The organism is Kitasatospora sp. CMC57 (genome assembly GCF_045866025.2).
Classification (GTDB): domain Bacteria; phylum Actinomycetota; class Actinomycetes; order Streptomycetales; family Streptomycetaceae; genus Kitasatospora.
Genome location: NZ_AP035881.2, coordinates 2,800,525 through 2,820,532 on the forward strand (window position 1 = coordinate 2,800,525; position 20,008 = coordinate 2,820,532).

15 protein-coding genes and 1 riboswitch are annotated in these 20,008 nt (G+C 70.2%); of the genes, 10 read left to right on the forward strand and 5 right to left on the reverse strand.

The genetic code is table 11. From position 1 onward, the window contains the following. Positions 1 to 61: 61 nt before the first annotated feature. The gene (locus tag ACKUU6_RS12275) at positions 62 to 1,327 is read right to left on the reverse strand and encodes an extracellular solute-binding protein (protein WP_407988537.1); all 1,266 of its coding nucleotides are present in this window, start codon (positions 1,325 to 1,327) and stop codon (positions 62 to 64) included. Between the two features lie 333 nt (positions 1,328 to 1,660). On the opposite strand from ACKUU6_RS12275, the gene ACKUU6_RS12280 reads away from it, so the two are divergent. From ACKUU6_RS12280 to ACKUU6_RS12295, 4 genes are all read left to right on the forward strand, one after another. Beyond that, positions 1,661 to 2,455 carry a GntR family transcriptional regulator gene (locus ACKUU6_RS12280; RefSeq protein ID WP_407988538.1) on the forward strand — a complete coding sequence of 265 codons (795 nt, stop codon included), beginning with the start codon at positions 1,661 to 1,663 and terminating at the stop codon, positions 2,453 to 2,455. Positions 2,456 to 2,633: 178 nt separating this feature from the next. Beyond that, positions 2,634 to 2,903, forward strand: a complete 270-nt coding sequence (locus tag ACKUU6_RS12285; protein WP_407988539.1) for a DUF3311 domain-containing protein — start codon at positions 2,634 to 2,636, stop codon at positions 2,901 to 2,903. After that, positions 2,900 to 4,531, forward strand: coding sequence for a monocarboxylate uptake permease MctP (gene mctP / locus ACKUU6_RS12290; RefSeq protein WP_407988540.1), 1,632 nt, complete (start codon positions 2,900 to 2,902; stop codon positions 4,529 to 4,531). The genes ACKUU6_RS12285 and mctP overlap by 4 nt, the downstream gene beginning before the upstream one ends. A 126-nt stretch (positions 4,532 to 4,657) precedes the next feature. Continuing rightward, a complete protein-coding gene (locus tag ACKUU6_RS12295; RefSeq protein WP_407988541.1) occupies positions 4,658 to 5,404 on the forward strand; it encodes a histidine phosphatase family protein in 747 nt (248 codons plus the stop codon). A 4-nt stretch (positions 5,405 to 5,408) separates the two neighbouring features. Here the strand turns inward: ACKUU6_RS12295 and ACKUU6_RS12300 are convergent, their stop codons facing one another. Next, positions 5,409 to 6,350, reverse strand: a complete 942-nt coding sequence (locus tag ACKUU6_RS12300) for a helix-turn-helix domain-containing protein (RefSeq protein WP_407988542.1) — start codon at positions 6,348 to 6,350, stop codon at positions 5,409 to 5,411. 309 nt (positions 6,351 to 6,659) lie between these two features. Here ACKUU6_RS12300 and ACKUU6_RS12305 point away from each other — a divergent pair, with 309 nt between their 5' ends. Beyond that, positions 6,660 to 7,154, forward strand: coding sequence for a GNAT family N-acetyltransferase (locus ACKUU6_RS12305; RefSeq protein WP_407988543.1), 495 nt, complete (start codon positions 6,660 to 6,662; stop codon positions 7,152 to 7,154). A 28-nt stretch (positions 7,155 to 7,182) separates the two neighbouring features. Here the strand turns inward: ACKUU6_RS12305 and ACKUU6_RS12310 are convergent, their stop codons facing one another. The 3 genes from ACKUU6_RS12310 to ACKUU6_RS12320 all read right to left on the reverse strand — a co-directional run bounded on the left by ACKUU6_RS12310 (position 7,183) and on the right by ACKUU6_RS12320 (position 11,312). After that, entirely contained in the window at positions 7,183 to 8,871 is a 1,689-nt protein-coding gene (locus ACKUU6_RS12310; protein ID WP_407988544.1) for a hypothetical protein, read from the reverse strand. 137 nt (positions 8,872 to 9,008) lie between these two features. Continuing rightward, the gene (locus ACKUU6_RS12315) at positions 9,009 to 9,938 is read right to left on the reverse strand and encodes a LamG domain-containing protein (protein ID WP_407988545.1); all 930 of its coding nucleotides are present in this window, start codon (positions 9,936 to 9,938) and stop codon (positions 9,009 to 9,011) included. Between the two features lie 192 nt (positions 9,939 to 10,130). After that, the gene (locus tag ACKUU6_RS12320) at positions 10,131 to 11,312 is read right to left on the reverse strand and encodes a GH12 family glycosyl hydrolase domain-containing protein (protein ID WP_407988546.1); all 1,182 of its coding nucleotides are present in this window, start codon (positions 11,310 to 11,312) and stop codon (positions 10,131 to 10,133) included. A gap of 481 nt (positions 11,313 to 11,793) precedes the next feature. On the opposite strand from ACKUU6_RS12320, the gene ACKUU6_RS12325 reads away from it, so the two are divergent. The 5 genes from ACKUU6_RS12325 to ACKUU6_RS12345 all read left to right on the forward strand — a co-directional run bounded on the left by ACKUU6_RS12325 (position 11,794) and on the right by ACKUU6_RS12345 (position 19,960). Next, positions 11,794 to 13,212 carry a glycosyltransferase family 2 protein gene (locus ACKUU6_RS12325; protein ID WP_407992104.1) on the forward strand — a complete coding sequence of 473 codons (1,419 nt, stop codon included), beginning with the start codon at positions 11,794 to 11,796 and terminating at the stop codon, positions 13,210 to 13,212. Continuing rightward, positions 13,209 to 14,291, forward strand: a complete 1,083-nt coding sequence (locus tag ACKUU6_RS12330) for a glycoside hydrolase family 26 protein (RefSeq protein ID WP_407988547.1) — start codon at positions 13,209 to 13,211, stop codon at positions 14,289 to 14,291. Before ACKUU6_RS12325 ends, ACKUU6_RS12330 begins: the two co-directional genes overlap by 4 nt. Next, positions 14,291 to 16,147, forward strand: coding sequence for an ArnT family glycosyltransferase (locus tag ACKUU6_RS12335; protein ID WP_407988548.1), 1,857 nt, complete (start codon positions 14,291 to 14,293; stop codon positions 16,145 to 16,147). The genes ACKUU6_RS12330 and ACKUU6_RS12335 overlap by 1 nt, the downstream gene beginning before the upstream one ends. A 62-nt stretch (positions 16,148 to 16,209) precedes the next feature. Beyond that, a riboswitch (cobalamin riboswitch) is annotated at positions 16,210 to 16,350 on the forward strand. Between the two features lie 158 nt (positions 16,351 to 16,508). Beyond that, a complete protein-coding gene (locus ACKUU6_RS12340) occupies positions 16,509 to 18,929 on the forward strand; it encodes a ribonucleoside-diphosphate reductase subunit alpha (protein ID WP_407988549.1) in 2,421 nt (806 codons plus the stop codon). After that, complete coding sequence (locus tag ACKUU6_RS12345; RefSeq protein WP_407988550.1) at positions 18,929 to 19,960, forward strand: ribonucleotide-diphosphate reductase subunit beta; 1,032 nt, start codon at positions 18,929 to 18,931, stop codon at positions 19,958 to 19,960. Before ACKUU6_RS12340 ends, ACKUU6_RS12345 begins: the two co-directional genes overlap by 1 nt. Positions 19,961 to 20,008 lie beyond the last annotated feature (48 nt).

The following is a 20,008-nucleotide window of genomic DNA, read 5'->3' on the forward strand; positions in this document are numbered from 1 at the left end:
ACAGGGTGACGGCGCCGCACGCCACGCTCCCCGGGAGCCTGACGTGCGACGCCGTACTGCGTTACTGCTTCTGCGCGAGACGCTTGGTGATCTCGTCGTCGTACTTCTTGGCCGCGGTCTCGTAGTCACCGGTGAGGGCGGCGGTCAGGAAGTCCTTGATCGGGTTCGGGGTGTTCTCGACGTTGGCCCAGGCCGCGATGTTCGGCGTGGTGTCACCGCTGGCGGAGGCCGGGATGGCCGCCTTCGCGAAGTCGGTGACGGCCAGGCTGTTCAGCGAGGTCTTGTTGGGGACCAGGCCGGTGGAGGCCATCTGGCCCTCGAACTTGTCCGAGAGGGCGATCTTCAGGAAGCCCTTGGCGAGCTCCTGGTTCTTGCTCGCCTGGGCGACGGCCAGGTTCGAGCCACCGAGGAAGACGCCGGACGGCTTGTCGGCGCTGACACCGGGGATCGCGAAGTAGCCGACCTTGTCCGCGGGCATGTCCTTGGCCGCCGGGGCCTCCCAGCCCAGGCCGATCATGGCGCCGACGTCACCCTTGGCGAAGATGCCGGTCTGGGCCGGGGTGGCCTCGTCCTTGTCCTTCGGGGCGTTGGAGTAGCTCTGCAGCTTCTTGTACGTCTCGAAGGCGGCCTTGGCCTCGGGGGAGGACAGGTTGCCGACGTACTTGTCGCCGTCCTTCTTGACGATCTGGCCCTTGTTGCTGACGACCAGGCCGAAGTAGGTGTACCACTCCTGGCCGGGCAGGTAGATCGGGTTGGTGACGCCCGGGACGGCCTTCAGCTTGTCCAGGTCGGCGTAGAGCTCGTCCAGGGTCTTCGGCGGGGCGGCGATGCCGGCCTTGGCGAAGAGCTCCTTGTTGTAGATCACCACGCGGTTGCTGAAGTACCACGGGGCGGCGTACTGCTTGCCCTCGAACACCGCGGCGGCGTTCAGGTTGGCGGCCCAGTCGTTACCGCCGAGGGCGGCCTTGTCCTTGCTGAGGTCGAGCAGACCGCCCGAGGCCGCGTAACCCGCGGTCTGGGTGTTGCCGATCTCCAGGACGTCGACCGAACCCTCGGAGAGCGCGGTGGTGACCTTCTCGCCGATGCCGTTCCACTTCTGGACCTCGAGCTTCAGCTTGGCGCCCGGGAACTCCTTCTCGAAGTCCGCCTTGACGCCGTCCTGCCACGCCTGCGGCGCCGAACCATCCATCACCCAGGCGGTCAGGGTCTTGCCGTTGTAGTCCTTGGGCTTGGCCGCCTCGTCGGACTTCTTCGCGTCCGAACCACAAGCGGCAAGACCGACGACCATTGCTGCGACGCCGACCGCCGCGATGAGCTGACGCTTCACGCCATCCTCCTGAGGGATGCCCGGGTTGCCCCCACCTGGGCGGCGACGTACCGATACATATCGGCGGAAAGTCAGTCGCGAACCCTCGGGACGGGGTTGGGAAATTCATGTTTGGTCTGCAGTGGTGTAGACCAGATGCCTGGAGCTTGGCCTAGACCAATGGGCGTGTCAACGGCTCCATAACCAATCAGGACCACCCGTTATCAAGCCGACACCGCTCATCGTTCATCGCGTGATGAGGGCCCCGTTCACGGCCCATACGTGCAACGATGTGTGCCGTTAACGAGGAAGCGGGGCCGGGGAAGGCTCCGCGAGCAGCGGGAGATGCGGCCGATGAGCAGCGACGGGGGCACCACTGCCCAGGTGAACCAACCCCAGGGCAGGAGCCTGCCGACGCAGAGCGCGGCCGACCCGACCGCTCGCGTCCCGAAGTACTACGGACTGAAGCGCCATCTGCTCCAGCTCACCGAGACCCAGCCGGCCGGCACCCCGGTGCCGCCGGAGCGCGCACTGGCCGCCCAGTTCGACACCTCCAGGACCACCGTCCGACAGGCCCTCCAGGAGCTGGTGGTCGAGGGCAGGCTGGAGCGGATCCAGGGCAAGGGCACCTTCGTGGCCAAGCCCAAGGTCGCCCAGGCGCTCCAACTCACCTCTTACACCGAGGACATGCGGGCGCAGGGCCTGGAACCCACCTCCCGCCTGATCGAGGTCGGCTACATCACCGCCGACGACCGGCTGGCCCCGCTGCTCGACATCAAGCCCGGCGGCCGGGTGCTCAGGATCGAGCGGCTGCGGCTCGCCAACGGCGACCCGATGGCGATCGAGGTCGCGCACCTCTCCGCCAAGCGCTTCCCGGCCCTGCGCCGCAACCTGGTCAAGCACAACTCCCTCTACACCGCGCTGCGCGAGGTGTACGGGGTGACCGTGGCGGAGGCCGAGGAGACCATCGAGACCACGCTCGCCAACCCGCGCGAGGCCGGTCTGCTCGGCTCCGACCTCGGGCTGCCGATGCTCCAGCTCTCCCGGCACTCCTTCGACGCCGACGGCGCGCCGGTCGAGTGGGTCCGTTCGATCTACCGGGGCGACCGCTACAAGTTCATCACCCGCCTGCAGCGACCGGCCTCCTGACGGGGGTCCGGCGTTCCGATATCCGGGATGTTCTGCACGGAGTAGTGACACGGGTCACCCGGTGACCTAGATTTCGCGCCGTAGTGACAAGTCGATCACCACGGGTGCTGCTCGGCGGACGCACGGTCCTGTGCGTTGCGGCGCGTTGAGGTGAGCCCTCACCAGCGGAGCCGTTCACATGTCGTCAGAAACCCCGGCCGGAGCGCAGCTCCCGGTGGTCACCCCCGCGCGGGTGCTCGCCGGGCTGAGCCTGCTGCTCCCGGTCGTCGCGATGCTCTGGGTGTCCTCGTACACCAAGAAGACCCCCGAGCTGGGCGGAGTGCCCTTCTTCTACTGGTACCAGCTGGCCTGGGTGCCGGCCTCGGCGATCTTCACCGTGGCCGCGTACCTGCTGCTGCGCCGGGACGAGCAGGCCCGCAAGGCCGCGGCGGGCGGTGCGTCCGCATGAGCCACTCCGGCGTCAACTGGACCGCGCTGACGGTCTTCCTGCTGTTCTTCGTGCTGGTCACCGTGATGGGCTTCCTGGCCTCGCGCTGGCGCAAGGCCGACAACGCCCTGCACCTGGACGAGTGGGGCCTCGGCGGCCGGAGCTTCGGCACCTGGGTCACCTGGTTCCTGCTCGGCGGCGACCTCTACACGGCGTACACCTTCGTCGCCGTCCCGGCGCTGGTCTACGGGGCGGGCGCGGCGGGCTTCTTCGCGGTGCCGTACACGATCATCGCGTACCCGCTGGTCTTCCTCTTCCTGCCGCGCCTGTGGTCGGTCTCCCGGGTGCACGGGTACGTCACCCCGGCCGACTTCGTCCGCGGGCGGTACGGCTCCAAGCCGCTCTCGCTGGTGGTCGCGCTCACCGGCATCCTGGCCACCATGCCGTACATCGCGCTCCAGCTGGTCGGCATCCAGGCGGTGCTGGACGTGCTCGGGGTCGGCGGCGGCGCGGACAGCAACTGGTTCGTCAAGGACCTGCCGCTGTTCCTGGCCTTCGCCGTCCTGGCCGCCTACACCTACTCCTCGGGCCTGCGCGCCCCGGCGCTGATCGCCTTCGTCAAGGACACCCTGGTGTACCTGGTGATCATCGTCGCGGTGATCTACATCCCGATGCGGCTCGGCGGCTACGGCGCGATCTTCGACTCGGCCGCGCAGAAGTTCAGCGCTCCCGGCTCCAAGGGCGCGCTGATCACCGGCCCGAAGGCGCAGTGGGGGTACGCCACCCTGGCGTTCGGCTCGGCGCTGGCGCTCTTCATGTACCCGCACTCGGTGACCGGTGTGCTGGCCTCCAAGTCCCGCAACACGGTGCGCCGGAACATGGCCATCATGCCTGCGTACTCGCTGATGCTCGGGCTGCTCGCGCTGCTCGGCTTCATGGCCATCGCGGCCGGCGTCGGCACCGGCGTGAAGGGCTTCAACCCGCAGCTCTCGGTGCCCCAGCTGTTCGAGAACATGTTCCCGGACTGGTTCACCGGGGTGGCCTTCGCCGCGATCGGGATCGGCGCCCTGGTGCCCGCCGCGATCATGTCGATCGCCGCGGCCAACCTGTTCACCCGCAACATCTACAAGGAGTACCTGAAGCCGACCGCCACCCCGGCGGACGAGACCAAGGTCGCCAAGCTCGCCTCGCTGCTGGTCAAGGTCGGCGCGCTGGCCTTCGTGCTGCTGATGGACAAGCAGTTCGCGATCAACCTCCAGCTGCTCGGCGGGATCTGGATCCTGCAGACCTTCGTCTCGATCGTCGGCGGCCTGTTCACCCGCTGGTTCCACCGCTGGGCGCTGCTGGCCGGCTGGGCGGCCGGCATGGTCTACGGCACCTGGAAGGCCTACGGGATCGCCACGCCCGCCACCAAGCACTTCGGCGGCAGCTCGGCCGAGATCCCCGGGATCGGCGAGATCGGCTACATCGGTCTCACCGCGTTCGTGCTCAACATCCTGGTCACCGTGGTGCTCACGCTGGTGCTGCGGGCGGGCAAGGTCGCCGACAGCGCCGACGAGACCAGCCCGTCCGACTACACCGCCGAGGCGCCGCCGCAGCCGAAGGTGACCGACGCCCCGGAGGCTCCGGAGCCCGTCGCGGCGCACTGATTCACCCGGGCGCACCGGCCCGCACCGCGTGCGCCCTGTGATCGCGCCGTCCTCCCGGTCAACACTGGATGGACGGCGCGATCATTCGTATCACCGGACCACCGGCCGGACCACGGGGAGAAGAACATGGCGGAATCCAGCAGCAGCGTCCTGAACGGCCACCGGAGCAGCGTCGGCACCACGGCGGCCCAGCCCTCGGTGCTGATCGCCACCAGACACGGCGAGAGCGTCGCCAACGTCGAGTTCCAGCTCGCCACCGAGACCGGCGCACTGACCGTCCCGATCACCTCCAGGGACGCCGACATCCCGCTCTCACTGCACGGCCAGGCCCAGGCCCAGGCACTCGGCCGCTGGTGGGCTGCCCTCCCCCCGGCCGACCGGCCGCGCTCGGTCTGGTGCTCCCCCTACGTACGGACCACCGAGACGGCCCGGATCGCCCTGGCCCAGGCGAGCGGGCTCGGCGCGGTGCCGGTCGGCCTGACGGTCCGTTACGACGACCGGCTGCGGGACCGCGAGCTGGGCGTGCTGGAGATGCTCACCCGCGCCGCCATCGAGAAGGAGCACCCTGCCGAGGCGGCCCGGCGGCGGAAGATGGGCGAGTTGTACTACCGGCCGCCGGGGGGCGAATCGTTTCTGGACGTCGCCCTGCGGGTGCGGAGCCTGCTCCGTGACCTCCGCGAGGAGGAGGCGGGGCGGCCGGTGCTGGTGGTCGCGCACGACTGCCCGGTGCTGATGCTCCGTTACGTCCTCGACCGGCTGACCGAGCAGCAGCTGCTCGCCCTCGACCCGGTCGCCAACTGCTCCACCAGCCTCTGGCGCGACCGGGGCGGACGGCTGGCCCCCGAGGGCTGGAACCGGACGGATCACCTCTAGGGCGTCAGGCGAAGGTACGGCGGTACGCCTGCGGGGTGGTGCCGAGCCAGCGGGTGAAGTGGTGGCGCAGGGTGGCCGCGTTGCCGAAGCCGCAGCTGGCCGCGACCACCTCCACCGGCTCGTTGGTCCCCTCCAGCAGGCGCTGGGCCTGCAACAGCCGCTGGTTGGTGAGCCAGCGGTGCGGGGTGGTGCCGGTCTCCTGCTGGAACCGGCGGGCGAAGGTACGGGGCGACATGTGGGCCCGGGCGGCCAGCTGCTCCACCGTCAGCTCCTGCTCCAGGTGCCGGCGCAGCCAGTCGAGCAGGCCGCCGAGCGAGTCCCCGTCGCTCTCCGGCAGCGGTCGGGCGACGAACTGGGCCTGACCGCCGTCCCGGTGCGGGGCGACCACCATGCGCCGGGCGATCCCCCGGGCCACCTCGGCGCCCTGGAGCTTGCGGACCAGGTGCAGACAGGCGTCGATCCCGGCGGCGGTGCCGGCCGAGGTGATCACCGGGTCCTCGTCCACGTAGAGCACGTCCGGCTCGACCCGGGTGAGCGGGAAGCGGGCGGCCAGCCGGTCGGTGTGCCGCCAGTGGGTGGTGGACCGGCGGCCGTCCAGCAGCCCGGCGGCGCCCAGCAGGAAGGCGCCGCTGCAGATCGAGAGCACCCGGGCGCCCCGCCCGGCCGCCGCCCGCAGCGCCTCGATCAACGGCGCCGGGTACTCGTCCCGGATTGAGGTCGCGGCGGCGATCACCAGGTCCGCCTGGGCCAGCCGCTCGGCACCGTGCTCGACGTCGATGCTGTACCCGGCGTGGGTACGGAGCCGGCCCGGCCGGTCGGAGGCCACCGCGAAGTCGTAGACCGGCAGGCCGTTGTCACTCCGGTCGAGCCCGAACACCTCGCAGGCCAGGCCGAGTTCGAAGGGGTGAACCTCTTCCAGTACCACGGTCACGACGTTCTGCAGCATGCCCTCAGGATGCCCGATGGCAGGATATCGATGCAATAGGGCATTTCTGCCACTCGTCGGGCCGTCCGCCCGCCGGGAGAGTGGAGACATGAACTCCTCCACCTTCGCAAGCGCCCTGGCCCTGGTCGGCATCCTCGCCTCCTTCGCCCTGCTCGGCCTGCTGGTCGGGCGGGATGTCGACCGCAACTCCCGGCACGGCCGGGACAACTGGCACCGCCCCGGCGGCTATCCCCGGGAACCCGTTCCCGGCGACCGGCTACGCGGCACCCTGCCTGCCGCCTCCGACCCGGTCCCGGGCAGACTGGAGGCATGGACCTCGTCATCCGCCGCGCGACCGAAGCCGATCTCGATGCAGTCGGAGCCGTCACCCTCGAAGCCTTCGTCGGTGACGGCCACAGCCCGGCCGACGGCCCGTACGCTGCACAACTCCGCGACGCCCGGCCCCGGTTCGAGCAGGCGGAACTCCTCGTCGCGGTCGATCCGGACGACGGACGGCTGCTCGGCTGCGTGACCTTCGCGGTGGGCGGCACCGGCTTCGCCGACATCGCCGAGCCGCACGAGGGCGAGATCCGGATGCTGGCGGTCAGTGGTGCGGCCCGCGGCCGGGGCGCGGGCGAGGCACTGGTCCGCGCCTCGATGGCCCGCAGCCGTGAACTGGGGCTGACCGGGATGGCGTTCTCCACCCGCCCGTCGATGACCTCCGCCCACCGGCTGTACGAGCGGCTCGGCTTCCGCAGGGCCCCCGAGCGCGACTGGGAGGTCCGCCCGGGGGTCCTGCTGCTGGCCTACACGATGACGTTCTGACGGCCCGCCAGGGGCCGCCGGGCCGAGGTCACTTGTCCTTGTCGTAGCCCGGCGCGACGTAGATGGTGTACCGGCCGTGCTCGCCGCTCTCCACCACGGTGACCACCCGGTAGCCCGCCTTCTTGAGGGTCGGCTGGATCGCCCGGTCGATGTCGCCGGTCTGGGTGAAGTCCAGCACCACGACCTTCCACTCGTACGCCTCGAGGCCGGCCTGAATGGCGGGTACCCCGGTCTCCGCCTTCCCGGTGACCGGGTCCTTGCGGTAGACGCCGACCAGGTCCTTCCACTGCTGCCAGTTGCTCTGCTCCCGCAGGTAGTAGGCGGGGACGTTGTAGTTCTCGACCAGGTACCGGTCGCTGCCCTTCTTGATGTACGGCTTGAGAGCCGTCACGAAGCCCTGGGCGTTCGACCACTCGGTGTGCATCTCCTCCGCGTGGCTCGCACCCGCGAAGGTGAGCGGGCCGAGTACCAGCGCGGCGACGACGATGCCCGCAGTGACCTGGACCCGGTTCTTCAGCAGGAGCACCGTCCTGGCCAGCAGCACACCCACCGCGATGCAGGCGAACCAGGCGCCGAAGTCCACGTGTTTCTGCAGCGACAGCCAGGTGTGGATGCGGATCTGGTTCACCGGAGCCAGCAGACCGGCCACCAGCAGCAGAGCCGCGAGCCAGAACTCGGACCAGCCGGCCCCGTCCGCCCGCTTGCGGCTGACGAACAGTTGGACCACCACGGCGACAAGCGCCAGGACCAGCAGGGCGCCCACCCATTTCGCGGCCTCCTCGGCCACGTAGGAGTACGCGTCGTGGCCCGGCTTCCGCTGCAGGGTGGTGTGCTTGAAACCGTCGATGTAGCTCTCGCCGGCCACCCCGGCCGCCACCCCCAGTGCCGCCAGGAACGCGACCAACATGGTGAGGCCGCGCTTCCACCGGAACCACTCGCGCGGCGATCCACCGGGCCCGGCCAGGACGGCGATGCCCAGCACCACCGGGGCCCAGAGCAGCGCCGCGTACTTGGTGGTGCCGGCCAGCGCCAGCAGCACGGCTGAGAGCAGCATGCTGGGGTAGCCGCCGCCGGTGGTCAGCCGGACGGCGAGGTAGCCGGCCCAGGCGAGCACCGCGAGTGCCATCGAGTCGTAGGTGGCCAGCCCGCCCAGGAACTGGGTCGGGCCGAGCGCGGCGAAGGCGGCGGCGGCGAAGAACGCCGGGAGCGAGCCGTACAGCCGCCGGGTGGACAGGTGGACGGCCACCGTGGCGGAGAGCATGAAGAGCATGCTCAGCGTCCTGGCCCCGGTCAGCCCGCCGAACATGTCGACCAGCGCCACCACGATCGGGTAGATCACCGGCGAGCCGGAGAAGAAGGTCTCGTACGTCGCCACCGGGGTGTCGTTCACCAGGTGCGCGAACTCCTGGTAGCCGGCGTAGATGTAGGTGCCCTCGTCGACGAACGCGGTGTTGTTGAGCACTAGGCGGAACGACAGTGCACCCTGCAGCAGCAGGACGGCGAGCAGCGGCAGCAGATCCGTCCGCAGCGCGGGCCGGGCCGGGGCGGTGATCTGCTCCGCGCGGCGTTGGCGCCCTCCCGGCTGCTGCTCCGACCGGGCCGACGGGCCACCGGCCCGAGGCCCGGGAACGGTGCCGCCGGGGGTCACGGGTGCGGTCGGCGTCAGGACCGGCCGCCTCGTTGACTCGGGCCGGATCCAGCGGCCGTCCGCGCTCATCAGGTGTTCCTCACTCTGTTCTCGCGTCCCGGACGGCACGCGTCGGGACTCGAAGCCGGGCGCCGGGGCGGATGGTCCGTCCCGGCGCCGTGGTCACGCTCTGAGGGGTGGTCAGCCCGGTCGGTGCGGGGGTCGGCTCAGCCGGTCAGCCAGGCCGCCGTGGGCGGTGTGGCCGGCGGTGAGCTGGCACCTGCGACGATCTTGACGATGTCGGCCTCCGGCAGCACCTGGTCCCAGAGCTGGATGTCGGCCACCGCTCCGCGCCAGGGGTCGCTCCACTGCCCGTTCGAGCTGAGCCGCCCGATCTGGAGTGCGTTGGTGCCGCTCGCCTGCACGCCCTCCGCCTGTGCGGAGCCCTGCGAGGCGCCGTTGACGTAGAGCGTGATCTGCTTGGTCGTCTCGTCGAAGACGCCGGTCAGCAGGGCCCACTGGTTGACCGTGGCGTCGCCCTTCGAATAGACCACCGCCGAACCGCCGCCGGGCAGCTGGACCTTGAAGTACCAGAGGTTGCGGCCGTTGGAGCTGCCGCGCCCGAGCGAGTAGGAGTAGTACTGGCCGTCGCCCTGGCTGACCGCGCTGCGGTTGCCGGTCGGGGAGTCGACCAGGACCCGGGTCGAGACCGTGAAGCTCTTCGCCGAGTCGACGATCTGCTTGGCGCTCTGGGCGAAGGAGTTCTGTCCGCTGGGCAGCTTGAGGACCTGGCCGGGGATACCGGTCATCGTCCCCGTCTTGGCGTCCGAGCCGAGGGCGAGCGGGGAGCCGCCCTTGGTCGCGGGAAGCGAACCGACGGTCGCCGGGCCCTGGATGCCGCGCGGCGAACCGCTCGCACCGCCGGCGGTCGGGCTCTTGGAACCACCCGCGGTCGGGCTCTTGGAGCCGTCCACCACCGGCTGGTCCGTCGAGCCCTTACGGGTCACCAGCACCGCGGCCGCGACGATGGCACCGATCAGCACGACGGCGACCAGCACTCCGACGATCCTGAGTGTGCGGCGGCGCTTCTCCAGCCGCTCGTTGTTCGCGGCCAGCGCTGCCCAGTCGGGCTCCGGCGGTGACTGAGGGGGGATCATCCCTGCCTGCCAGGTCGGCGGCGGCATGACCGGCTCGGCTCCGGCCGGTCCGGCCGGCGGTTGCTGTGGGGGCCACCCCGGGGTCTGCCCCGGCTCATCAGCCGGTACCGGTCGATCGCTCATGTGTCGGAATGGTAAGGCATCACTACCTCGAGCCCCATCGCCGGTGACCAAGATGGTATGAAGCCGGGCCTACGGAAGGCCGTTGTACGGGAGCTTCCACTGCTGCGAGGTCCCGGCACGGCACGGCCGCAGCACCGCCGCCGTCCCCGCCGCGAGCACCCCGCCCGTCGTGTCCAGGCAGAGGCTGGAGGCCCGGTGCTGCAGGCTCTGACCCGCCCCCGACCACCAACGCTGGGCTGCCGCACCGGTGCACGCCGCCAGTACCGCCGTACGACCGTCCTCGGCGGGGGCCAGGCAGGCCGCCCCGCCGCGCAGCGAACCGTCGTTCCCCACCGCCCAGTTGGTCGAGACGGTCGGGTCGCCGCAGGCGCCCACTGTCACAGGCGTCCCGGTGAGGCCACCGCCGCCGTGCCGAAGGCAGATTCCGGGGGCACCGGCCGTCACCTCGCCGACCGGCAGGCCGACCCGATTCTGGAAGACGAACGAGGAGCTGGTCAGACCCTGGCCGCCGCTCCACACCTCGAAGCCCGCCTGGACCCGGCACAGGTAGGAACCTGCCGGCACGTAGCCGCGCATCAGGGCGTCGGCGGTGAACAGGCGGAGGTTGAGGCCGTGGGCGCTGTGGGTCGGCGCCGTCCGCACGTAACTGATGACGCTGTGCGGGCCCTTGATCGGCGCCTCGTAGACGTCGAAGGTCGAGTCGCCGACGGTCTGGGCGTCCGTCACCTTCTTGCCGGCGGGCTGCACGCTGTCGGTGGCGTCCAGCCAGATCATCACCTCCGCGCTCTCCCCGGGCACGCAGTTGTCCGGCGTGGGGCCGAACCAGAGGTCGTAGGAGAGGTTGTACGAGCCGGGCACCTTGGCGGCGGAGGCGTCCCAGTCGCTGGTCGCGTCACCCAGCGCGCTGACGGGCACGGGCAGGCCGCTGGCTCCCGGGGCGGTGGATATGTTCGGGTACGCGCCGGGCGACAGCGGCGCCTTCGGCACGAAGTCGCTCAGCGAGGTGACGGTGAATCCGGTGGCACCGTGCGGCTGCAGGCAGACCGATCCGGTGGCGTTCCACGGATTCGGCTCCAGCACCTTCGTCCCCTTGTCCACCAACCGCTTGGGAAAAGGCTCCTTCGCGGTCGAGCAGAGAGTGGCCCCGGTCTGGACGGGGGCGGCGCTGGTGGCGGCCGGCGGCACGGCGCCCGGGATCGCCTGACTCGAACAGCCCGCCAGCAGAGCTGCGGCCGTCGCGGATGCCGCCACCGCCCGCATCCTCCACACCGACCGCGTGGCAGTGCCGTTCACGTTGTCCCTCCCTCTCTCCGTCTACGACCGCCCCCTCTGGCGGTGACCAGGGCTAACGGTATCCGTGAAACTTCAATCACATCACGATCGGAACTCGATCCTGGTTCCCGGGCCGCCCGCTCCGCTGCGGCCCCGCTTTCCCCTGGGACTTCACGTACGATCCTGGGGTCCCCAGTTACGCCATCATGTCCGGTGTGCCCATGGGGATTTCGTCCGATTAAAACGCTTCTGGGGGGCAGGCCGAGTGACCGTCACCGAGGGTACCCAGGTCTCGGGCAGCCGGCGGACGGCCACCTCGCGTCGCCGGGGCCGCCCCGAGCCGTCCAGCCGGGCACAGCTCGGACTGCTCCCGCAGCCGCCGGACAACACCGAGAAGTACTCCTACGCCAAAACCCACCTCTGGGTGCTGACGGTGTTCTCGCTGCTCAGCTTCTGCTGCATGGTGGCGAGTCAGGTTGGGCTGCTGCGGACCAGCCGCTGGTTCTGGTTCGCGATCCCCTTCCTCGGGTTCACGATCGTCTACTACCTGATATCCCGTTGGGTGCACGGCTTCAACGAGAGCTTCGACCTCAAGCGCCACCGGGCGCTGGTCCGGAACTGGCGGCCCGAGCACTACCCCAACGTGGACGTCTTCCTGCCGGTGGCCGGCGAGCCGATCGAGGTGCTGCACAACACCTGGACCCACGTGGCCCGGCTCCGCGACCAGTACCCCGGCGATGTCACCCCGTACGTGCTGGACGACAGCGACAGCCCCGAACTCGCCCAGATGGCGGTGGACTTCGGCTTCGTCTACGGGACCAGGAACAACCGCGGCTGGTTCAAGAAGGCCGGCAACCTGCAGTTCGGTTTCCGCAACTCCGACGGCGACTTCATCCTCATCCTGGACGCCGACTTCGCACCCCGGGCCGACCTGCTGGAGGAGTTGCTGCCCTACATGGCGGACGACCCCCGGATCGGGATCGTCCAGTCCCCGCAGTTCTTCCGCATCCTCGACTCGCAGAACTGGATCGAGCGCGGCGCCGGTGCCGTACAGGAGCTCTTCTACCGCACCGTCCAGGTCTCTCGGCAGCGAAACGACGGCGCGATCTGCGTCGGCAGCTGCGCCGTCTACCGCCGGGCCGCCCTGGTGGAGAACGGCGGGACCACCCTGATCGAGCACTCCGAGGACGTACACACCGGGTTCGACCTACGGCGCCTCGGCTGGGACCTGCGCTACGTGCCGGTCGCCCTGGCCGCCGGCGTCTGCCCTGACAACGTCGGCGGGTTCTTCAACCAGCAGTACCGCTGGTGCTCGGGCTCGATGAGCCTGCTGGGCAGCCGGAAGTTCTGGGGGACGCCACTGCGTGTGGTGACCCGGATGTGCTACATGTCCGGATTCTTCTACTACATCCACACGGCACTCTTCACCCTGGTCTCCCCGCTGCTGCCGATCGTGCTGCTGCTGGTCCGCCCGGACCTGATCCGCTGGGAGAACACCGCGCTGGTGATCCCCGGGCTGGTGTACGCCACCCTGATCTTCCCGCTCTGGCACCGGAACCCCTACCGCCTGGAGGCCTGGTCCGCCCGGCTGATGTACGGCTGGGCCCACGTCTTCGCGATCTACGACATCCTGCGCCGCAACCGGATGGCGTGGCAGGCCACCGGCTCCAGCGGTGCCAAGAAGAACAAGACCCGGCGGTTCTGGCTGGGCACGATCATCTGGAGCGGCGGGACCGCCCTGGTCTGGGTGGGCGCCGCGATCTGGCGGATGCTCAGCATGGCGCCGCTGGACTACACCCTGGTGCTCGCGTCCGGTCTCTTCTACGCCGTCGTGGTGGGCCGCGTCCTCGTCCAACCGCGTCCCACGGAAGCTGTGTGATCGCCTTGCCCGCCCACCGTCCACGTTCCACCGCCCGCCGGTCGTCCGCGCTGCTCACGCTCCTGACGGCCGGTCTGCTGCTGGCGACCGGCTGCGGCCCGGAGGACCCCGGCTTCGCCGCGGTGCGGGCCGCCGACGCTGCGGCTGCGGCGGCCACCGCGACGGCGACACCCGCCGCCACCGACTCCGCGCCCGCCGTCGAGCCGGTCCGGGACGCCTCGCTCCCGTACAACGTCACCCCGTTGCTCGCGCCGTCCCGCAAGTACGTCGGGGTCGCGCTGGAGAACGTGCCCCAGTCGATCGATCCGGTGAACGAGTACGCCGCCAAGATCGGCAAGCAGCCCAACGTCATCGAGTACTACGCCGCCTGGGGCGACGGCTTCGACACCGTGGGCGCCCACCGGATCTACGACTCCGGCGCCCTGCCGTACATGGCCTGGGAGCCGCACGACGTCACGATGGCGTCGATCGCGGCCGGTACCACGGACGGGTACGTCAGAAGCGTCGCCAAGTCCGTGGCCAAGTTCAACCTGCCGGTCGCCATCAGCATCGCTCACGAGATGAACGGCGACTGGTACCCCTGGGGACGCCAGGCCAACGGCCCCGCCGACTTCGTCGCGGGCTGGCAGCACGTCCACGACCTCTTCACCGAGGCCGGCGCGACCAACGTGATCTGGGTGTGGAGTCCCAACATCATCATCCCCGCCCCCAACACCCGGCTCGCGCCGTACTACCCCGGTGACAGCTACGTCGACTGGGCGGGCATGACCGGCTACTTCACCCTCAGTGGACCGAAGACCTTCGACACCCTGTACGGGTCGACCATGGCCGAGATCCGGACCTTCACCAAGAAGCCGTTCTTCATCAGCGAGACCGCCTCCGAGGGTGACAAGCGCCGCCGAGCGGATATCGACGCCCTCTTCAACGGCCTGGCCGCGCACGACGACGTCATCGGCTTCGTCTGGTTCAACATCGTCAAGCGCGCCGACTGGCGGGTGGAGACCTCCCCCCAGTCGCTCTCGGACTACAAGAAGCGTGTCTCCGACCCGCGCTACGGCTTCGACATCCGGAAACCATGATGCCCTCAGAGACCGATTCCTGGTTCACGCCGCAGTCGCCGAGCCAGGGCCCGCAGCACGACCTTCCGCACGCCGGCCGGCAGCAGTCCGGCGGCTCGGGCCCCGGCTGGTTCGCCTCCCAGCCGGTGAACCCGATCACCACCGCGGAGCAACCCGACAACGACCGGTACGGCACCGGCCGCTTCGCGGCCGACCACACGCCGGAACCGGACCGCCGGGGCGCCCACCACCGCGCCGAGGACGCCCGCGCGGCCGAGCCGGTCCAGCCGGTCGTCCCCGTCCAGCCGGACCGGGCGGCTGTCGGGGACGAGACCTCCGAGGTCGTGCTCGCCCCGTACCGGATCCCGCAGGTCCCCGACTCCGGTTGGGACCCGATGCCCAGCCCCCGTCGGCGCTGGATCGGCCGGGGCCTGCTGTTCGGCGTGCTGGCCGTCCAGACGGCGCTCTCGCTGCGCCTCAACAGTGCCGCGCACCCGGACGAGGCCGCCGTCATGATCGGTGGCCGGCAGCAGTGGCAGCACCTGCTCCACGACACCCCGGTGACCACCCACCTGCTCGACCACTTCCCCGGTGCGGTCTGGCTCTACCCACCGATGGCCGGCGCGGCGACCGACGCATCCGGCGTGTTCGGCCCCCGGGTGCTGAGCCTGGTCTTCGCCCTGATCGCCACCGCCCTGCTCTACGCGCTGACCCGTCGGCTGTTCAACGAGCGCACGGCGATCTGCGCCGCCGCGGCCTACGCCGTGCTGCAGTCCACCGTGGTGGTCGGCTTCTACGCCGCCCCCGACGCCCTGGCCGTCATGCTGGTCGCCCTGGCGGCCTGGATCGTGGTGGCCACCCACCGTCTGCCGGTGGCCACCGTGCTGCTGGCCGTACCGGTCACCGCCCTCGCGGTCACAGCCTCGTACGCCGCGGTCGTCACCCTGCCCGCGCTGCTCGGGCTGGCGCTGATCACCGCCTGGCCGCACCGGGGCGTCCCGCCCTCGGTGCTCCGGGTCCTGCTGCTCGCCGCGGGCACCGGCGGCCTGCTGGCGGTGCTCGGCTCGCTCTCCGGTGTCACGGACTGGCTGTCACCCGAGCGGGGCACCCAGGAGCTCGGTCCGATCCTCACCGCCACCGCCCAGTGGAGCGGCCTGTTCACGGTCCTCGCCTGCGCGGGTGCGATCGCCTACGCACGCCGCGAGCGGATGAACGAGGCGCCCGACACATCCCCCGGCACCGCCGCCAGGCGCCGCCGCCGGATCGTCCTCGGCATCACGCTGTGCGCGGCCGCGCTGCTGATCCCGGCCGGCTACCTCTACCTGCACAGCTCCGGGGTGATGTTCCGTCAGCTCGGCTACGGCATGCTGCTGGCCGCCCCGCTGGCCGGGGTCGGCATCACACGACTGGTCGGCGCGCACTTCCGCCACCCCCAGCTGGGCATCCTGGTCTGGGTCGCCCTGCTCGCCCTCGGCCTCGACCAGGCGGCGCTTCGCTTCCAGAACGGTCCCGACTCCGGCCGTCTGATGGGCGTGCTGCGGGCCAACGTGACGGCGGAGGGACGCTTCCTCACCGAGATCGAGGGTCTGCCCGAGTACTACCTCGGCGGCGTCACCAAGCCCGATCAGTGGGTCTCGGCCCGGGCCGGCACGGACTACCAGGATCAGGCCGGCGTGAAGCACCGGGGCCTGGAGGGCAGCACCGCCGCCATCAAGGACGGCTGGTTCAACCTGGTGGTGCTCGACAGCACCGCTCCGGCCGCCACCGACCGAGCCCTCAGCGAGGCTGTGAGGGCCAACGGGCGGTACAGGCTGATCGCCCAGTTCACCGCCACAACGGTCGACGCCAGCACCTACAAGGTCTATCTCCTGCACTGAGCGCAGTGACCCGGCGCCTGTGGGCAACACGCCATCGCCACTACATATGGGGCTGCGAAAGTCTGCCGCCACAACATGTATGCTCGCTCTCGCTGTCGAAGCAGGGGAACCCGGTGCGAGTCCGGGACTGCCCCGCAGCGGTGAGCGGGCGGCCCAGCGAGCGCCCGTGAGTCCGATGACCTGCCGACGGCGTGCGACACGGCTTCCCCGCAGACGCCATGCAGCACAGCAGTAACGTCCGGGCCTCGCGGGTGGGCCAGGGGGGTTGAACAGCGCGCGCCGTCCGGCGCTGCGCGCGCTCCCCTGCGCCCATACGGCTCGGTAGACCCTCGCCGACCGCCGCCGCCAGGAGAGAAGCGCCTTGACCATCGCTGCCTCAGTTGCCCTGCCCGCCCAGGGCGTTGCCGAAGACCGGACCGACCCCGGTACCGCGCTGCTCCGGCTGCTCACCGACCGCAGCACCGACCTGCCCCAGGTGGACCCCGGCCACGTCGCGGCCGCTGCGCTGCGCGGCCGGAACGCCAACTCGGACTTCGCCGAGCTGCGCGGACTGGCCGTGGAGGCTGCCGCCTCGATGATCGCCGAGGACCCGCAGTACTCGAAGCTGGCCGCCCGCCTGCTCGCGCTGGAGATCCAGGACGAGGCGATCGGCCAGGGCGCCGTCTCTTTCTCCGCCTCGATCGTGGTCGGCCACACCGAGGGCCTGATCGGCGACGTCACCGCCGCCTTCGTGGCCAAGCACGCCGACGCCTTCGACGCCCTGATCGACCAGCAGGGCGACGACCGCTTCGAGTACTTCGGCCTGCGCACCGTGCAGTCCAGGTACCTGCTGCGCCACCCGATCACCCGCAAGGTGATCGAGACCCCCCAGCACTTCCTGCTGCGGGTCGCGGCCGGTCTCGCGGTCGGCGACACCGAGCAGTCGGTGGCCGAGGTGGCCGAGCTCTACACCCTGATGAGCCGGCTGGAGTACCTGACCTCCTCGCCGACCCTCTTCAACTCCGGCACCAAGCACCCGCAGATGTCCTCCTGCTACCTGCTGGACTCGCCGCTGGACAACCTGGACTCGATCTACAGCCGCTACGCGCAGATCGCCCGGCTCTCCAAGCACGCCGGCGGCATCGGCCTCTCCTACTCCCGGATCCGCTCGCGCGGCAGCCTGATCCGCGGCACCAACGGCAAGTCCAACGGCATCGTCCCGTTCCTGCGCACCCTGGACTCCTCGGTCGCCGCGGTGAACCAGGGCGGCCGCCGCAAGGGCGCGGCCTGCGTGTACCTGGAGACCTGGCACGCCGACATCGAGGAGTTCCTGGAGCTCCGCGACAACACCGGCGAGGAGGCCAGGCGCACCCACAACCTGAACCTGGCCCACTGGATCCCGGACGAGTTCATGCGCCGGGTGAACGCCGACGCCGACTGGTCGCTGTTCTCCCCGGCCGACGTGCCCGAGCTGGTCGACCTCTGGGGCGCCGACTTCGACGCCGCGTACCTGAAGGCCGAGGCCGAGGGCAAGGCCGTCCGCACCATCCCGGCGCAGACCCTGTACGCCCGGATGATGCGCACCCTGGCGACCACCGGCAACGGCTGGATGACCTTCAAGGACGCCGCCAACCGCGCCGCCAACCAGACCGCCGTGCCCGGCCGCACCGTGCACTCCTCGAACCTCTGCACCGAGATCCTGGAGGTCACCGACGACTCCGAGACCGCGGTCTGCAACCTCGGTTCGGTCAACCTCGGTGCCCACGTCGCGATCGGCGCCTCGGCGGCCGACCTGGTCAACGCGATGGACTGGGACCGGCTGGACGCCACCGTGCGGACCGCCGTGACCTTCCTGGACCGGGTCATCGACATCAACTTCTACCCGACCCCCGAGGCCGGCACCTCCAACTCCCGCTGGCGCCCGGTCGGCCTCGGCGTGATGGGCCTCCAGGACGTCTTCTTCCAGCTCCGGCTGGACTTCGACTCCGCCGAGGCCAAGCAGCTCTCCACCCTGATCGCCGAGCGCATCATGCTGGTCGCTTACGAGCGCTCCAGCGAGCTGGCCGTCCAGCTCGGCCGGCACGAGGCGTACGCGGAGACCCGCGCCGCCCGGGGCCAGCTGCACATCGACCACTTCGAGACCGCGCCGCAGTGGGCCGACCGCTGGGACGCGCTGCGCGCCACCATCGCCGAGACCGGTCTGCGAAACTCGCTGCTGCTGGCGATCGCGCCGACCGCGACCATCGCCTCGATCGCCGGCGTGTACGAGTGCATCGAGCCGCAGGTGTCCAACCTGTTCAAGCGCGAGACCCTCTCCGGCGAGTTCCTCCAGGTCAACCCGTACCTGGTCCGCGAGCTCAAGGAGCTGGGCGTCTGGGACGCGCAGACCCGGGACGCGCTGCGCGAGTCGAACGGCTCGGTCCAGGACCTCAACTGGCTGCCCGCCGAGGTCCGTTCGCTCTACCGGACCGCCTGGGAGCTGCCGCAGCGCGCGCTGATCGACCTGGCCGCCGCCCGGCAGCCGTACATCGACCAGAGCCAGTCCCTGAACCTCTTCATGGCCGCGCCGACCATCGGCAAGCTGAGCTCGATGTACGCGTACGCCTGGAAGGTCGGTCTGAAGACCACCTACTACCTGCGCTCGCGCCCGGCCACCCGGATCGCCCAGGCCGCCTCCGGCGCCGCCCGGGCCGCCGCGCCGGCCCCGGTCGCCGTGGCCGCACCGACCACCCTCACTCCGGAGGAGGAGGCGGCGCTCGCCTGCTCCCTGGAGAACCCCGAGTCCTGCGAGGCCTGCCAGTAATGTCCACTGCTCCTAATCAGCCCGAGGGCCAGAAGATGCTGCTCGACCCGGGCTTCGAGCTGACGCTCCGTCCGATGCGCTACCCGTCGTTCTACGACAAGTACCGCGACGCGATCAAGAACACCTGGACCGTGGAGGAGGTGGACCTGCACTCCGACGTCGCCGACCTCGCCAAGCTCAGCGAGGGCGAGCGGCACATGATCGGCCGCCTGGTCGCCTTCTTCGCCACCGGTGACTCGATCGTCTCCAACAACGTGGTGCTGAGCCTCTACAAGCACATCAACTCGCCCGAGGCGCGGCTCTACCTGTCCCGGCAGCTGTTCGAGGAGGCCGTGCATGTCCAGTTCTACCTGACGCTGCTCGACACCTACCTGCCCGATCCCGAGGACCGGGCGGCGGCCTTCGACGCGGTGGAGAACATCCCCTCCATCCACCAGAAGGCGCAGTTCTGCTTCAAGTACATGAACGCGGTCGACCACCTGGACTCACTGCAGTCCAAGGACGACCGCCGGGCCTTCCTGCTCAACCTGATCTGCTTCGCGGCCTGCGTCGAGGGACTGTTCTTCTACGGCGCCTTCGCGTACGTGTACTGGTTCCGGTCCCGGGGCCTGCTGCACGGCCTGGCCACCGGCACCAACTGGGTGTTCCGGGACGAGTCCATGCACATGGACTTCGCCTTCTCGGTGGTGGACACCGTCCGCGAGGAGGAGCCCGACCTCTTCGACGACGAGATGGCCAAGCAGGTCACCGCGATGCTGGAGGAGGCCGTCGAGGCCGAGCTCCAGTTCGCCGAGGACCTCTGCGGTGAGGGCCTGCCGGGGATGAACACCGCCTCGATGCGGGAGTACCTCCAGGCGGTCGCCGACCAGCGGCTCGCCCGCCTCGGCCTGCCGGTCCGGTACGGCTCCAGCAACCCGTTCGGCTTCATGGAGCTGCAGAACGTGCAGGAGCTGACCAACTTCTTCGAGCGCCGGGTCAGCGCGTACCAGACCGCCGTCGAGGGCTCGGTCGCCTTCGACGACGACTTCTAGGCCGCGGCAACGGTCGGCGGGGGCGCGGGAGTTCATCCCGTGCCCCCG